Source organism: Streptomyces sp. S3(2020) (assembly GCF_013044505.1).
GTDB lineage: Bacteria > Actinomycetota > Actinomycetes > Streptomycetales > Streptomycetaceae > Streptomyces.
Genome location: NZ_JABERD010000039.1, coordinates 1 through 15,584, shown reverse-complemented (window position 1 = coordinate 15,584; position 15,584 = coordinate 1). Strand labels below are relative to the sequence as shown.

The 15,584-nt window shown below is 71.7% G+C and carries 12 protein-coding genes; 1 reads left to right on the top strand and 11 read right to left on the bottom strand.

Annotated features, from left to right (window positions below):
- Positions 1-6: 6 nt before the first annotated feature.
- A complete protein-coding gene (locus HLK59_RS15385; protein WP_171141990.1) occupies positions 7-2,862 on the top strand; it encodes a hypothetical protein in 2,856 nt (951 codons plus the stop codon).
- On the opposite strand, the gene cimA is transcribed toward HLK59_RS15385, so the two are convergent.
- The 11 genes from cimA to HLK59_RS15330 form a co-directional block, all read right to left on the bottom strand.
- The gene (cimA, locus tag HLK59_RS15380; protein WP_171141989.1) at positions 2,823-4,427 is read right to left on the bottom strand and encodes a citramalate synthase; all 1,605 of its coding nucleotides are present in this window, start codon (positions 4,425-4,427) and stop codon (positions 2,823-2,825) included. The genes HLK59_RS15385 and cimA overlap by 40 nt on opposite strands.
- 316 nt (positions 4,428-4,743) lie before the next feature.
- Positions 4,744-6,045: a hypothetical protein gene (locus HLK59_RS51960; protein WP_277349484.1), complete on the bottom strand. Its 1,302-nt coding sequence runs from the start codon at positions 6,043-6,045 to the stop codon at positions 4,744-4,746.
- Positions 6,042-8,099, bottom strand: a complete 2,058-nt coding sequence (locus tag HLK59_RS15370) for a PD40 domain-containing protein (RefSeq protein WP_171141988.1) — start codon at positions 8,097-8,099, stop codon at positions 6,042-6,044. The genes HLK59_RS51960 and HLK59_RS15370 overlap by 4 nt, the downstream gene beginning before the upstream one ends.
- On the bottom strand, positions 8,099-9,148 hold the full coding sequence (locus tag HLK59_RS15365) for a protein TolB (RefSeq protein WP_171141987.1): 1,050 nt from the start codon (positions 9,146-9,148) through the stop codon (positions 8,099-8,101). Before HLK59_RS15365 ends, HLK59_RS15370 begins: the two co-directional genes overlap by 1 nt.
- Positions 9,149-9,277: 129 nt before the next feature.
- Positions 9,278-9,823 (bottom strand): TetR/AcrR family transcriptional regulator, encoded by a 546-nt coding sequence (locus HLK59_RS15360; RefSeq protein ID WP_206327166.1) that lies wholly within the window; start codon positions 9,821-9,823, stop codon positions 9,278-9,280.
- Between the two features lie 56 nt (positions 9,824-9,879).
- A complete protein-coding gene (locus HLK59_RS15355; protein ID WP_171141985.1) occupies positions 9,880-10,380 on the bottom strand; it encodes a hypothetical protein in 501 nt (166 codons plus the stop codon).
- Positions 10,381-10,389: 9 nt separating this feature from the next.
- Positions 10,390-11,418: an agmatine deiminase family protein gene (locus tag HLK59_RS15350; RefSeq protein WP_171141984.1), complete on the bottom strand. Its 1,029-nt coding sequence runs from the start codon at positions 11,416-11,418 to the stop codon at positions 10,390-10,392.
- 8 nt (positions 11,419-11,426) lie between these two features.
- Positions 11,427-13,139 (bottom strand): urease subunit alpha, encoded by a 1,713-nt coding sequence (locus HLK59_RS15345; RefSeq protein WP_171141983.1) that lies wholly within the window; start codon positions 13,137-13,139, stop codon positions 11,427-11,429.
- A gap of 115 nt (positions 13,140-13,254) precedes the next feature.
- The gene (gene ureA / locus HLK59_RS15340; protein ID WP_171141982.1) at positions 13,255-13,950 is read right to left on the bottom strand and encodes an urease subunit gamma; all 696 of its coding nucleotides are present in this window, start codon (positions 13,948-13,950) and stop codon (positions 13,255-13,257) included.
- Between the two features lie 112 nt (positions 13,951-14,062).
- On the bottom strand, positions 14,063-14,530 hold the full coding sequence (locus tag HLK59_RS15335) for a hypothetical protein (RefSeq protein ID WP_171141981.1): 468 nt from the start codon (positions 14,528-14,530) through the stop codon (positions 14,063-14,065).
- Positions 14,527-15,468, bottom strand: a complete 942-nt coding sequence (locus HLK59_RS15330) for a hypothetical protein (protein WP_171141980.1) — start codon at positions 15,466-15,468, stop codon at positions 14,527-14,529. Before HLK59_RS15330 ends, HLK59_RS15335 begins: the two co-directional genes overlap by 4 nt.
- Positions 15,469-15,584: the final 116 nt, after the last annotated feature.

Here is a 15,584-nt window from a genome sequence, read left to right as displayed (position 1 = left end):
CGAGGCATGTCCGACGGGGGATACGCGTGGTGGGGCGGTGGGGAACGGGCCGCCTACGAACGGGCCGTCCGGGCTCGGCTGAAGGACCAGCGGCTGCATGAGCTGTTGGAGCGCCGGCCCACGGTCACCGAGGACGCCGTCGTGGCGGCGATGTGCGCGGAGCCTGTCGTCACACGCCTACTGGGTACATCTACCCGGACGTTCACACATCGGCTGCACCTGCGCGCGGGGCAGCTGAACGACAACCACCGCTGGGCCGCTCCACAGTCGCCCACGCTCACCTTGCTCGGCGCCACGGACGACTGCTCAACCCTGGCCTGCGGCGGAGGCTGTGCCTTCGTGTTCCTCATGGCGCTGCTGACCTCCTGGGGGGCGTCCCAGCTGCTCGCCGCCCCGCTCGCCCTGCTGCCGATCCTCACCGTCCTGACGTTCGTGCAGGCCCGGCGCGCGGTGCTGCGCAGCCTGCCGGACACCGGCCCTCCGTCCGTGTGGCAGGCCGTGTTCGTGGCAGCCCCGCTGATCCCGCTGGTCTTCGTCCTGTGGCTGCTGGAGCAGCTGACTGCCGCGCTGTGGATCCGGGACCTGCGGCTGGGCCGACTGCCGCGCGAGGTGGACCGAGTTGTCGAGGAACTGCTCGGTGACGACCGCGGCACCCTCCTCGTCACCAGCAGCCACGAGGGGCTGCGCTCACCGCGCCGTCGGCAGTATTTCGTACTCAACGAACCGGCGACCGAGCTGGACCGCAAGATGGGCCAGTTGGACGGCGGGGTGATCGCCGTGAGCGGGCCTCGCGGGGTCGGCAAGACGACGCTGATGGAGAACTGTGTACGCCCCGACGACTTCGCAGTCTTCGCCCACGCCCCGGCCACATACGCTCCGCACGACTTCCTGACCTCGCTGTTCGTCACGGTCTGCCGGACCTACATGATCCGGGCCGGCTTCGACCCGCCCGAATTCGTGCGGCTGTCGTATGTACGCAAGGCCGTCCACGCGCTGTCCCGTCCGCTCAGTCGGCTCCTGCGCCGACTGGCGTTTGCGGTGCCCTCGGCGGCGCTGGTCGTGGCCGGTCTGTACGCCACTGAACGCACCCTGGAGCAGGACCACCGGCCCTGGGCGCGGCGGCACGGCGAGGAGCTGTGGGCGACGGCGTCCGGCTTCGTCCGGGACGTCTTCGAGGGCCGCAAGCCCGAGGCGGCACTGGGGCTCGCCGTCGCCGGGATCGCGCTGTGGGTACTGCGGGACTCCAGGGCGTTTTCCCACTGGCTGAAGCGAATCGTCGGCACGCTCTTTTACCTGATCACGATCGGACTGATGACCGGTCCGATCATCTCGCTCTACCTGGACGGGCAACTGCGCGCACTGGCACCGGACATGGTCACATGGTGGTCGGTGTCGCTGTTCTGCCTCTGGATGTTCTGCGGCTTCCAGTACCTGAACACCAACGCCACCCGCCTCACCCGGGTGCTCTGGTGGTGGGTGGACCGGGCCCGCTTCTACGGGCCGCCCGCCAAGCTGGTACCCCTGGTGGCGCTGGTCCTGGCCGTGGCGGACGAGGACACACGGCCCCTGCTCACCGACCCCGAGCACTCGGTGCGCCTCCTCGTGTTCCTGCTCGGGGCGCTACTGCTCATGCTCGGCAGGCGGCCCTGGTCGTTCCTGCGCCCCGCTCCCCGGCTGGTCGTCGAGTGCCGCGACCACCTCTACCGGCTCCAGACCGTGCAGAGTTCGAGCGCCGCGCTGACCTCCGGCGCCGCCGCCCAGCTCCTCACCCTGGGCTCCTCCCACACCAGCACCCTGACGTCCGTTCCCCCCAACTACCCGGCTCTGGTACAGGAGTTCCGGGAGCTGCTGACCCGGATCGCGGCAGACGAGTACCTTCAGGGCCACCGGGTCGTCATCGCCGTGGACGAGCTGGACCGGCTCGGCACCGATGTGCAGGCGTTGGCCTTCCTCGGTGAGATCAAGGCGATCCTCGGGGTTCCGCACGTGCACTACCTGGTGTCTGTCGCGGAGGATGTGGGCGCGGCGTTCGTGCGGCGAGGGCTGCCGCACCGGGACGTGACAGACAGCTCGCTGGACGACGTGCTGCACGTGCGGCCGTGTGGGGCGGCCGAGGCCGGCCGGATCCTCGCCCGGCGCGCGCCGGGCATCGGCGAGCCGTACGTACTACTCGCCCATGCCCTGTCTGGTGGCCTGCCCCGGGACCTGATCCGCTACGGGCGCCGACTGCACGAGATCAAGTCTGCGACCCGACAGGCCGAACTGCCGGACGTGTCGGCCCTGTTGATCGTCGAAGAGCTGTCGGAGACCCTGGCCGGCTTCCGTACACTGCTGGCCAAGCAACCGTGGCAGCCGGGTGACCCCGATGTGCTGGGGCTGTTCCGGAACGTCAGCTCGCATCTGCGGGCCGTCTGCCCCTGTACCGAGCCGATGGAGGAGCTGAAGCGGTCGCTGGCGCGGCTGGCGGCGCCCGAGACAAGCGGGCTGGGCGAGGCTGCCCGTCAGCTCGTGGACGAGGCCGCCGCCTATGTGTACCTCTCCCTGACCCTGCTGGAGGTGTTCGCGCTCCCCGACTTCAACCCGCGCCGGGAGCGGGCCGAGCGCTCCCCCGGCGGTGCCCCGGAGCTGCTCGCCGAGGCCCGCCAGGAGCTGTCGCTGTCGCCGTACACCGCCCGTCACGTCATCGATGGGATCCGACCGGCCTGGGGGCTGGTGCCGGTCGTACCAGAGCCACTGCACGCGGCGGCGGTCGTACCGCCGCCGCGCCGCCCGAAGTGCGAGCGCCATGCGCGGCGCCGCCAGGTCGCCCGAGCGAACCGCGCCTACTCCGCCGGCTCCACACCCGCCCGCAGCAGGCCGTAGGTGTACGCGTCCTCCAGCGCCTGCCAGGACGCCGCGATCACGTTCTCCGCCACGCCCACCGTCGACCACTCCCCCGCTCCGTCGGACGTGGAGATGAGGACGCGGGTCGTGGACTGGGTGCCGTGGACGCCTTCGAGGATGCGGACCTTGTAGTCGACGAGGTCGAGCTTGGCGAGTTGGGGGTAGATCTTCTCCAGGGCTACGCGCAGGGAGCGGTCCAGGGCGTTCACCGGGCCGTTGCCCTCGGCGGTGGCGACAATGCGCTCGCCCTTGGCGAAGAGCTTCACCGTGGCCTCGTTGGCGTGGCTGCCGTCGGGGCGGTCCTCGACGATCGCGCGCCAGGACTCGACCTGGAAGTAGCTGAGGGGCTTGCCCTCGACCTCGGCGCGGAGGAGGAGTTCGAAGCTCGCGTCGGCCGCCTCGTACGTGTAGCCCTTGAGCTCGCGCTCCTTCACACGGTCCACGACCCGGCCGACCAGTTCCCTGTCGCCGCCCAGGTCTACGCCCAGCTCCTTGCCCTTGAGCTCGATCGACGCCCGGCCCGCCATGTCCGACACCAGCATGCGCATGGTGTTGCCGACCTGCTCGGGGTCGATGTGCTGGTACAGGTCCGGGTCGACCTTGATGGCGGAGGCGTGCAGGCCCGCCTTGTGGGCGAAGGCCGAGACGCCGACATACGGCTGGTGCGTGGACGGGGTGAGGTTCACCACCTCCGCGATCGCGTGCGAGATCCTCGTCATCTCGCGCAGCTTGCCCTCCGGCAGCACCTTCTTGCCGTACTTCAGCTCCAGGGCCGCGACCACCGGGAACAGGTTGGCGTTGCCCACCCGCTCGCCGTAGCCGTTCGCCGTGCACTGGACGTGGGTCGCGCCCGCGTCCACCGCGGCCAGGGTGTTCGCCACCGCGCAGCCCGTGTCGTCCTGGGCGTGGATGCCGAGCCGGGCGCCGGTGTCGGCGAGGACCGTGGAGACGACCGCCTGGATCTGGGCGGGGAGCATGCCGCCGTTGGTGTCGCAGAGGATGACCACCGATGCGCCCGCTTCCGAGGCCGCCCGTACGACCGCCTTCGCGTACTCCGGGTTCGCGCGGTAGCCGTCGAAGAAGTGCTCGCAGTCGACGAAGACCCGGCGGCCCTGCCCGACCAGGTACGAGACCGTGTCGCGGACCATCTCCAGGTTCTCGTCCAGCGTGGTGCGCAAAGCGAGTTCGACATGGCGGTCGTGGGACTTGGCGACCAGGGTGATCACCGGGGCGCCGGACGCCAGCAGCGCGTTGACCTGCGGGTCCTCCGCCGCCTTGGCTCCGGCCCGGCGCGTGGCGCCGAACGCGACCAGCTGGGCGTGCCTGAACTCGATCTCCTGCTGGGCGCGGGCGAAGAACTCGGTGTCCCGCGGGTTGGCGCCGGGCCAGCCGCCCTCGATGAAGCCCACGCCGAAGTCGTCCAGGTGCCGCGCGATGGCCAGCTTGTCCGCGACGGTGAGGTTGATGCCCTCCCGCTGGGCGCCGTCGCGCAGGGTGGTGTCGAAGACGTGGAACTGATCGTCGAGCTCGCTGGTTGCGGTCATGGTCTCAAGGCTCCTGAGGATTGGATCTCGGTCTGTACCGGAATAACCGGCTCCACCGTCCCCACATAGTCCCTCGCGCTCTCGCCTCTGGTTGCGGGTGGGCCAGAAAAGCGAAAAACCTCTCGCGGGTGCGAGAGGTCTGCGCGCGGGTCGAGGACGACGGTGTCCGCCCGTACCTGGTCGTACGTGGCGGTCACTGCGGACCGGCGCGCCTGCTGCCAATAATCATGGCGAACGAGAGCACGGGGGCAGTCTGGCACAGCCCCCGCGCCTCGCTCACGGCTGTCTCAGGATGCGGTCGATCACTTCGAGCGGGTCACTTCAGGTGGCGTACGTAGACATGGGTCGTGAAGTCGGTCTGGCCCGCGTCCGCGGACACCAGGTCGTTGGCCCAGCTGCTGAACACGACCGTACGGCCGTGCCGGTCGATCACCGGGAACTCCGCCGGCTCGGCGCTCGGGCCGCCCTGTGCCGCGACGCTGACGAGCGCCGTGCGTCCGGTGCGCAGATCGCGGACGTACACCTGCCGCGCCTCGTCCGAGGCCGGGGCGGCCGAACCGAACGCGAGATGGCGGCTGTCGGCGCTGAGCCGGGGGTAGGCCGTGTAGGCGGCCGGGTCGGCACCGTCGATCCTGCTCACCGACCCCGTCCGCAGGTCGCGCGCGAAGACGTTGTGGCTGCCGTTGGTGTCGCCCGGTGTCAGCTGCGAGTCCAGGGAGTTGAAGACCGCGTACCGGCCGTCCGCGCTGACCTGCGGGAACTCGGTCTGGCCGTCGGACACCTTGCCGTCGGGTGCCTTGTCGACCTGGATCAGCTCGCCGCTCGGCACATCACGGACGTAGGCGTCGCTCCAGTCCCCCCGGCTGGGGTACGGGACGAAGAACTGGTAGCCGACCCGGCTGCCGTCCGCGCTGATGGACGGGTGGGTGCCGGCGGACTTCCAGGCGCCCTCGCCGGGCACCTGGCTGATCCGGACCCGCTCGCCGGTGACCCGGTCGACGCGGTAGATCCGGCTGGAGCGGTCGCCCGCCGGTCCCTCGTCGCTCGTGTGCAGGGCGACGAAGGCGACGTAACGGCCGTCGGCGCTGATCGCCGGGCCGGAGGCGGCCGCGTAGCCGGGGGCGACGGCGTCGTCGACGAGCTGGGTGGCGCCGGTCTTCAGGTCCTTGATCCAGATGTGGTTGTCGGCGGTGTCGTAGGTGGGGTTGATGGTGTACGCCAGATACCGGCCGTTCGCGCTGAGGGAGACGTCCAGGACGTTGCCGTCCCCGGCGGTGCTCGCCAGGCGGGTGGTGCCGGTCCTCAGGTCGCGGACGAAGGCGTCGGCGGTGCCGTCGGTGTCGCCCGCGACGAGGTTGTCGGCGTTGGAGCGGAAGGCCACATAGCGGCCGTCCGCGCTGATGCTCTGCCCGCCGGAGGACCCGTCGCCCTCCGTGCCGTCCGGGGCCACGCTCGCCTTCTCGGTGCGCGGGACGCTCGGTGCGGCGCTCGCGGCCGGGCCGGTCAGGGTCGCCGTGGCGGCTGCGACGGCGACGGCGAGCGCCAGGGCCCGCTTGGTGCTGTACATGGTTGTTCCCCCGTAGTGGTTGCTGCTGGTCCAGTGATTGCTGCCGGTCATTGCTGCACTGTCCGCAGGAAGACGTCCGACACCTCGTTGGTGTCCCCTTCCACCAGATCGGGTGACGCCGACTCGAAGGCGACGACCGTGCCGTCGGCGTTGACGGAAGGATGCCGGGCCGGGAGGTCGTTGTGGCCGCCCCAGCGGTCGACGCTGATCAACTGCCGCTTCCCGGTGCTGAGTTCCCGCAGGTATACGGCGCCGCGCGAGGTGTACGCCACGTGCGTGCCGGTCCCGGAGAGCGAGGGCTGGGTGCCCCTGATCCGGGTGGTCGTACCGGTGTCGAGGTCGCGGACGCGTACCTCGCCACCCTGTTGGAAGGCGACCTTGCGACCGTCCGCGCTGATCGACGGGGCCGAGCCCGCGCCGACCGTCGACAGGGAGCCGGTGTCCAGGTCGCGGAGGCGGATGTCGCCGCCCTGCTCGAAGGCGATGTACCGGCCGTCGTAATTGATGGACGGGTTGCCCGCCGGCTCGTCCGTGGGCGCGCTGACCACGTCGGTGGTGCCGCCGTTGAACTTGAAGCGGTAGAGGCGGGGTTGAGGCGACGGGTCGGTGTCGGTGGCGGGCAGTGTGGCGGCGTAGGTGACCCATGCGCAGGTGGGGTCGACCTGGGGCTGTCCCATCCAGGTGAAGCGGACGCCCTGGTAGGAGCCGATGCTGGTCAGCTTGCCGACCGAGCGGTTGCGGATGTGGACCTGCGGACCGCCGTCGGTCCCGGACGGGGCCACGTAGCCGACCATGCGGCCGCTGTAGCAGGGGGTGCCCTCGCGCGAGGGGCCCTGGTCGGTGGAGTCGACCTGGAAGAGGCCGCCGGCCGCCTGGACGAACACGTCGTCGCCCGAGGTGAAGGCGACGACCTTGCCCTCCCCCGTCGCCGGGTCGTACGAGGCCGTCGACCGCTGCTGTCCGTCCCGCGTCATGCTGACCCGCTCGGTGACGGAGGGCATCGGGGCCGGGTTCTTGCGCAGCGCGCCGGAGAAGACGAACACGTCGGACTCCCCGTTGGTGTCCCCCGGCACCAGGTGGGACGCCCGCGAACTGAAGGCCACCGCACGCCCGTCGGCGGCCAGCATGTCGTCCCCGGGCTGGGCGTCCGGCGTGAGGGCGGCCCCGCGCAGCCCCGTCCTCAGGTCGCGCACCCGCACCCCGTCCTCGCCCGCGACGACGGCGTACCGGCCGTCCGCGGTGGCCGAGAGGGCGGTCCCCTCGGCCACGCGCCGCGAGACTCCGGTGCGGAGGTCGTGGCGGTAGACACCGTTGTCGGCGTCGAGGAGGACGTGGCGGCCGTCCGCGGTGATACGGACCAGGGAGGCGGCGCCGAGTCCCTGGTCGACCTGGGTCCGCTCGCCCGTCGCCCGGTCCTTGACGAAGACGTCGGCCGGGTCCTCCGCCTCGGCGTCACCGCGGACGGAGTACGCGACCCGCTGACCGTCGCCGCTCACCGAGGCCCCCGGCTTGTCGCCCTCCTCGGCCGGTGAGATCAGCTCGTCGGTGCCGGTGGCCGTGTCACGGACGTACAGCAGCCGGAAGTTCGCGTCGCCGTCGCGGTTGCCGATGGTGTACGCGACGTGCGTGCCGTCCGGACTGATCGACTGCACGCGGCCCAACTCGTTGAAGCCGGGCGGGTCCTGCGGCCACAGCTTCTCCGCGCGGCCGGTGGCGCTGTCGTACAGGTAGGGCGCGAGGAAGCGGGTGCCGGCGGAGAAGGCGATACGGCTGCCGTCGGCACTCGGCGCGGGCGAGCTGTAGGTGTAGCCGCTGCCGAGGGTGATCCTCGTGACCCCGCCGTCGCCCAGGTCCTTCACGAGCAGGCACCTGTCGAAGCGCGCGCAGCCGAAGCTCGGCGCGGTGGACGTGAACGCCACCGTGCGGCCGTCGGCGCTGATCGCGGCGCCCGTCGACTCCCCGTCGGCCTGGCTGCCGTCGGCGGCGGTGCTCACGCGCTCGGTGCGCGGCTCCCGGGGCGGCCCGGCGTGCGCGGCGCCCACCGAGGTCCAGGCGAGCCCGATCGCAACGGCCGTTCCCAGCACGGCTCTTGAGGTGCGGGACATCAGCGCGACCTCCATTGGAAGACGTCGTACACGCCGTTGGTGTCACCGGGGACGACGTCCGCGTCCTCGGTGGCGTAGACGACCGAGCGGCCGTGGGCGGAGACCGACCGCTCGCCGGCGGAGCCGCGTCCGACAGGGGTCTCGTGTCCGCCGCGCAGGGTGCGCAGGGTCAGGTTCGACTGTCCGTCGCGCAGCAGGAGCCGCTGTCCGTCGGGGCTGACGGCCAGGACGCGGACGCCGGGGAAGTGCTGGACGCGGCCGGTGCGCAGCTCCCGCACATACGAGCCGTCCGCCGAATCCATGGCCAGCACCCGGCCGTCGGCACTCAGCTGGACCACGGTCGACGGCGTGCCGTCGTCGGCCTCGGTCTGTGTGCCGGTCGTGCGGTCGGCGACCCAGACGTCACCGGTGCCGTTGTCCTGGTAGGCGACCTGGCGGCCGTCGCCGCTGACGGACGCGTTGCCCATGTCCCGGGCGGAGTCGGCGGGGCCCGCGCTGACGGTCTCGTGGGTGCCGGTCTCCCGGTCGTAGACGTCGATCCGGGTCGGGAACTGCGGATGCCCGGACCATGTGTAGGCGATGTAGCGGCCGTTCGCGCTGATGTCCGGGGATCCCGCGCTGTCCTGGGCGTCGCCCCCGACGCGGATCCTGGTGCCGGTGGTCAGGTCGGTCAGGAAGACGTTGATCTTACGGATGCCCCAGTCGGTGTACGTCGCCCAGCGGCCGTCGGCGCTGAGCCGGGGCGTGCTCAGCGCGGCCTCGATCTTGGTGACCTCGCCCGTTCTCAGGTCGCGGATGTACGCGTAGGTGCCCGGGTGGGTGATTCCCTCGGGCACGAGGTTGGTCGCCGACGAACGGAACGCGACGAAGCGGCCGTTCGGTGTGGTCGTGGCGGCGGTGGAGGCACCGTCGGCCTGGGTGCCGTCGGCGGCGGTGCTGACCCGGTGCACCCGGGGCGCGTGCGGCTCGGCACCGGCGGTCGTCGCGGTGAGCGTGAGCAGCAGCGCGGCGCTCAAGGACACGCTGGACACACGTACGGCTCTGGACATGTTCCCCCCTGTGTTCCCCGTGGACGTGCTTCCCCCGGCCCCGCGCAGGGCCTGGGGGCTCTCCACGAGGCAAACGCACCACCGGCCACAGGGTCAATCGGCCTTATTGCGTACAACCCGGGCTCGGGGTCACACGTCCGCGAGGAGGTTCTCGTCCAGGAACTCCCGTACGTGGCCGAGAATCTGCGCTCGGTCCGTGCCGCGCAGCCCGATCGCCACGTGGATGGAGAAGCCGTCGAGCAGGGCCCTGAGCCGGGCGGCCACGCGGTCCGGGTCGACCGCGCGGAACTCTCCCCTCGACACCCCTTCCGCGAGCAGTGCCACGAGGTCGCGGTGCCAGGCGCCCTCGATGGCGGCCTGTCGGTCACGGGCGTCGGCGGGGGCGTTCTGCGAGCGGTTCCAGACCTCCAGCCAGAGCGTCCAGTGGGGGTCGCGATGGCCGTCGGGGACATACAGGTCGACGTACGCATCGAGCCGTTCGCGCGCGGCGGCCGTGCGGATGAGGAGGCGGCCGCGCTCGGTGCCCAGCCGGCCCTCGCTCCACTCCAGGGTCTGGAGCAGCAGTTCGTCCTTGGAGTGGAAGTAGTACAGGAGGTGGCCGCTGCTCATGCCGACCTCGCGGCCGAGGGCCGCCATGGTGAGCTTCTCCAGGCCGAGTTCGGCGATCATCTCCATGGCGGCGGCGAGGACGTCCTCGCGGGGCGGGGCGGGGGTGCGGCGGCGGGCGGGGGTCACGCGACGGCCTCCACCCGGACGGCGTCCGGCAGGAAGTCCGTCTCGTACGCGCCGGTGCAGTCGGCGTACAGCGTCGCCACCACCGAACCACACCCCGGGCACAGGGAGTTGGGGCCCTCGCGACCGGGCGGGCCGCAGCACCCGATCTCCTGGCGCGCGGGGTTGTCGGCCAGATGGTCGCGGCTGTCCTCGGGGTGGGTCACCAGCGTGCCGCGCGGCCCGGCGGACGTCAGGAAGCCCTGCCCGTCCGGGTCGCCCATGCAGCTGTTGCCCGGGTTCGCGGAGTCGCACCACTCGGGATCGGGGTGCGGCACATAGGGCGCCCCGGAGGGCTCCGGGTCCACGGCGAACGCCCCGCGCGGCACCGTCGACGGAGGGCGCCGGAAGCCGTCGGGGCCCTTCCGGCCGTCGTACTCCGGGCGGGGCGGCAGCTCGGGCAGGAGCCGCAGCGCTTCGGTCAGCCGGGTTCCGCAGGCGGCGCAGGTCAGCACGTTCACTCCTCCGTTCTACCGGAGAAGGGTGCTCGGCTGCTGCTGGGTTATGCAGTGGATGCCGCCACCGCCCGCGAAGATCGTCCGCGCGTCCACGAGTGTCACCGTCCGGTCGGGGAAGAGCCGGCGGAAGACGCCGGCCGCGATCTCGTCGTTCGGGTCGTCGAAGGCGCAGAGCACGACGCCGCCGTTGCAGAGGTAGTGGTTGATGTACGAGTAGTCGACCCACTCCCCGTCCTCGTCCTTCAGGACCGTGGGGGCGGGGATCTCGACGACCTCCAGGCGGCGGCCCTTCGCGTCGGTCTGGCCGCTCAGGATCTCGATGTACTCCTGTGAGCGGGCGTGGTCGGGGTGGTCCGGGTTCCGCTGGCTGTGGACGACGACGGTGCCGGGCCCGGCGAAGGCCGCGACGATGTCGACGTGCCCCTGGGTGCCGTAGGTGCCGTAGTCGCCGGTGAGGCCGTGCGGGAGCCAGATCGCCTTGGTGGTGCCGAGCCGGGCGTGGATCTCCGCCTCTACCCGCTCCCGGGTCCAGCCGGGGTTGCGCCCCGCGCCGAGCTGGACCGTCTCGGTCAGCAGGACCGTGCCCTCGCCGTCGACGTGGATCGCGCCGCCCTCGTTGACCAGTGCGCTGCTCCGCACCGGCACCCCGGCGAGGTCCGCGACATGGCGGGCGATCTTGGAGTCGTGCTCCCAGCTCGCCCAGTCCTGTGCCCCCCAGCCGTTGAACACCCAGTCCACGGCGGCCAGTTCACGACCGTCGCTGACGAACGTGGGCCCGATGTCGCGCATCCACGCGTCGTCGAGCTCGCGCTCGACCAGGTCGACGTCCGGTCCGAGCAGCTCGCGCGCGGACTCGCCCTGGCCCACGCCGTGCACCATCGTCACCGGCTCGAAGCGGCGCACGGCACGGGCCACCGAGGCCCAGGCGGTCCGGGCCTCGGCCAGCTCCCCGGCGTCGGTGAAGGTCGCGTTGGGACCGGGCCAGGCCATCCAGGTGCGCTCGTGCGGGGCCCACTCCGGGGGCATGCGGAAGGAGGTCATCTGAAGTCCTAGAGGAAGTAGAGGCGGTTGAGGGAGACCGAGTCGGCCGGCTGCGAGCGCAGCGGTTCGCCGTCCAGGGTCACCAGCCCGGTGCTCTGGTCGACATCGACGGCTCCGGTACGGGAGTTGAGGCGCAGGTCGGCGGGTCCGATACCGCGGGTGCCCCGGACGGCGACCCTGCGGCGGCGGGTCGGCATCGAGTCGTTGCCCTGGTCGAGCGCCGCCTGGGCGACGAAGGCGACCGAGATGTCGGCGGGGGTGGCGCCGTAGGCTCCGAACTGCGGCCCCAGCACCAGGGGTTCGCAGGTGTCCGTCGCCGCGTTGGGGTCGCCGACCACGCCGTACGCCGGGAAGCCGGACTTCAGCACCAGCTGTGGTTTCGCGCCGAAGTACTCCGGGCGCCACAGCACGATGTCGGCCAGCTTGCCGACCTCGATGGAGCCGACCTCGTGCGAAAGGCCGTGCGCGATGGCCGGGTTGATCGTCAGCTTGGCCATGTAGCGCAGGACGCGCGCGTTGTCGTGGCCCTCGTCCGGGGCGCCGCGCTCGGCCTTCATCTTCCCGGCCATGGCGAAGGTACGGCGGACCGTCTCGCCCGCCCGCCCCATGCCCTGCGCGTCCGAGGAGGTGATGCCGATCGCGCCCAGATCGTGCAGGACGTCCTCGGCGCCCATGGTCCCGGCGCGGATGCGGTCACGGGCCATGGCGGCGTCGCCGGGCAGGTCGGTCTTCAGGTCGTGGACGGAGACGATCATGCCGTAGTGCTCGGCGACCGCGTCCCGGCCGAAGGGCAGGGTGGGGTTGGTGGAGGAGCCGATGACGTTGGCGACGCCGGCCATCTTCAGCACGTTCGGGACGTGGCCGCCGCCGCAGCCCTCGATGTGGAAGGCGTGGATGGTGCGCCCCTCCAGGACCCGGAGGGTGTCCTCGACGGACAGGCACTCGTTCAACCCGTCGCTGTGCAGGGCGACTTGGACGTCGTGTTCCTCGGCGACCCGGAGAGCCGTGTCCAGTGCCCGGGTGTGGGCGCCCATGTCCTCGTGCACCTTGAAGCCGGACGCGCCGCCCTCGGCGAGGGCCTCGATCAGGGGCGCGTCGTGGGAGGACGAACCCCGGCCCAGGAAACCGATGTTGACCGGCCAGGCGTCGAAGGCGCCGAACGCGTGCCGCAGCGCCCAGGGCGAGTTGACGCCGACGCCCCACACCGGACCGAACTCCTGCCCGATGATCGTGGTCACGCCGGAGGCCAGCGAGGCCTCCATGATCCGGGGCGACAGCAGATGGACGTGTGTGTCGACGGCCCCGGCGGTGGCGATGAGCCCCTCGCCGGACACGATGGACGTGCCGGTGCCGACGACGACGTCGACCCCGTCTAGGGTGTCGGGGTTCCCGGCCCGCCCGATGGAGCAGATCCGTCCCTCGCGGATGCCGATGGACACCTTGCGGATGCCCAGCGCCGCGTCGATCACGACGACGTTGCTGATGACGACGTCACAGGTCTCGCGGACGGCGGCGGCCTTGAGGTGGAGCCCGTCACGGGCGGTCTTGCCGAAGCCGGCGAGGAACTCGTCGCCGTAGCGCTGCGAGTCGGACTCGACGCGGACCGTCAGCCCGGAGTCACCGAGCCGGATCCGGTCGCCGGCGCGGGGCCCGTGGGTGGCGGCGTACTCGTGGGAGGTGAGGCGCCGCGCCTCGGCGGCGTGCCCTCCGGGACGGCTCATCGGTCGGTCTCCTCGATACGTATGCCCAGGTACCCACAGGCAGCGCCGCGCCGCAGGGCCTCCTCGCAGGGGCCGTGGGCGGCAACACACTCGCGGCGAGCCCTGGCGGAACGGCTCATCGGTCGGCCTCCTCGACAGGGACCCCCAGATAGCCGCAGGTGGCGGCGCGGCGCAGGGCCTCATCGCGGGCGCCGGGTGCGTCCAGGGGGCCGTCGACGAGTCCGGCGAAGCCGATGGCGACGCGGGCGCCGCCGATCGGCAGCAGGCCGATCTCCAGCGACTCCCCCGGACCGAACCGCACCGAGGAACCGGCGGGTACGGCGAGCCGCATCCCGTAGGTCTCGGCGCGGTCGAAGTCGAGGCGCGGGTTGACCTCGAAGAAGTGGAAGTGGGAGGTGACGGAGACGGGGACGGTCGCGGTGTTGGTGACCGTCAGCCGTACGACGGCCCCGGGCTCGGCGTGGTCGGGCCCGGGCAGCAGCGCGCCGGGAGCCTCGGGGCCGAGCCCGCCGCCGATCGGGTCGCTCACCACGGCCAGCCGGGACCCGTCGTCGAAGACGGCCTCGACATGCACCTCGGTGACGACGTCCGCGACACCGGGCAGCACGTCGTCCGGTCCGAGCACCGCGCGGGCCCGCTCGACGGCCTCGGCGAGCCGGGCCCCGTCCCGGGCGGCCTCGCACACGGTGTCCGCGATGAGCGCGGTGGCCTCCGGCACGTTGAGCCTCAGCCCTCGGGCGCGACGGGCACGGGCCAGCTCGGCGGCCCCGAAGAGCAGCAGCCGGTCGCGTTCGGTGGGGGTGAGCCGCATGTCGTTCCCTTCATTTAGAGCATCACTCTAATGAAGGGAGACAGCGAAAGGAACCCTTTACCTCCACTCCGGGATGCATCACATTGAGTGCCGTTCAAGTATCCCTCGACGCTCAGTCGCCGGTGGTGTCGTCGGAGGGCACGGAGACCCAGCGGGCCTCGGTGACGTCGTAGCGGAGGGTGTCGTAGCGGAACTGGCCGAGGTCCAGCGTGCGCAGCTTCCGGTACGCCTCCTCGTCCGCCTCGGGGCCGAGGACGATACGGATGCCGGTGGCGGTGTCCTGGAGGACGACCGGACGGGGGGCGGGCGCTGCTTCGGGTGCCGTGCTCCGGCCCCGGACGAGGGCGGCCAGTCTGCGGTACGTGTCGTCGGCCAGCCGTCCGCCGAAGCCGCCGAGGAAGGCGTGCAGGGGCAGGGCGACCAGGAACAGCCAGTTGAGGGTGTCGGGGCCGCGGCGGGTGGGCCAGGTGCGGACGCGGAGGCGGACGCCGGGGGCGGACAGCGCGTCCAGCAGGGGCCGCTCGGCCGTGGGCGGGGTGTCGGCGGCGACGTAGACGTCGACCAGGATCTCGTCGGTCATGGCGCCTTCTTCGGGACGGGGATCAGCCAGGCCATTCCGCCGCCGACGGTGGCCAGGTGGCTGCCGTCGGGGCTGAGGGCGATCTGGAGGAGGCTCACGTCGCCGAAGTCGCCGTCGACTTCGAGGACCGTGCGGCGGGTGGCCAGGTTCAGCAGGGTCACCGTGTGGCCGGCGGCGATGGCGAGGGTGTCGCCGTCGGGGCCGTAGGCCACCCCTCGGACCCGGTCGGGGAGTTCGAGCCGGGTCAGGCAGGCGCCGGTGGTGGTGTCCCACACCCGGGCACTGTGGTCGAGGGCGCCGGTGACCAGACGGGTGCCGTCGGGGCTGAAGTCGGCGGCGAAGACCATCGGGTGGTGGTCGATGCTCAGCTTCGGCTCGCCGGTGTCGACGTCCCACACGCGTATGTACGAGTGACCGGCCGTGGCGAGTCGCGTGGCGTCCCGGGTGACGGCGAGGGCGTAGACGGCGTCCTCGTGGTCGAGGGTGCGCAGCCTGGTGGGGCGGTCCAGCGACCAGAGGCCGACGGTGTGATGGCTCGCGGCGGCCAGCAGGTCGTTCCGGCAGAACGCCAGCGCGGTCACGTCGTGCCGGTCCACGGCGAACTTGGTGGGCCGGGCGTCCTCCTCCTCGGTGGCGCGCAACAGGACTTTGGCACCGAGTCCCGTCGCGACGCGTCGCCCGTCGGGGGTGAGGGCGAGCGCGCGTGACGGGCCGCTGTCGGGACCCGCGTCGGGGCGGCGGCGCATCCACATCGCCGCGGCCCCGGTCACCCCGGCCATGATGGGCAGGACGACGCTTCCGACGTTGTAGGCGAGAGCGCCGCCCCGAGCCGTCCCGGACCGTTGCCCCTGGAGATCGAAAACCTGCACGTTCCCGTACGCGCCTCCGGCGACCACGCGGGTGCCGTCGGGAGCGAAGCGGACGGACCAGGTCTCCATGAAGGTGCCCAGCCGGACGGTCCGCCCTTCGTCCGGTTCCCTCTCCGGTTCCCCATTCGCTTCCGATTCCCCTGCCGATTGCCCTTCCGACCCTCCTTCCGCTCCCCCTTCCGTCC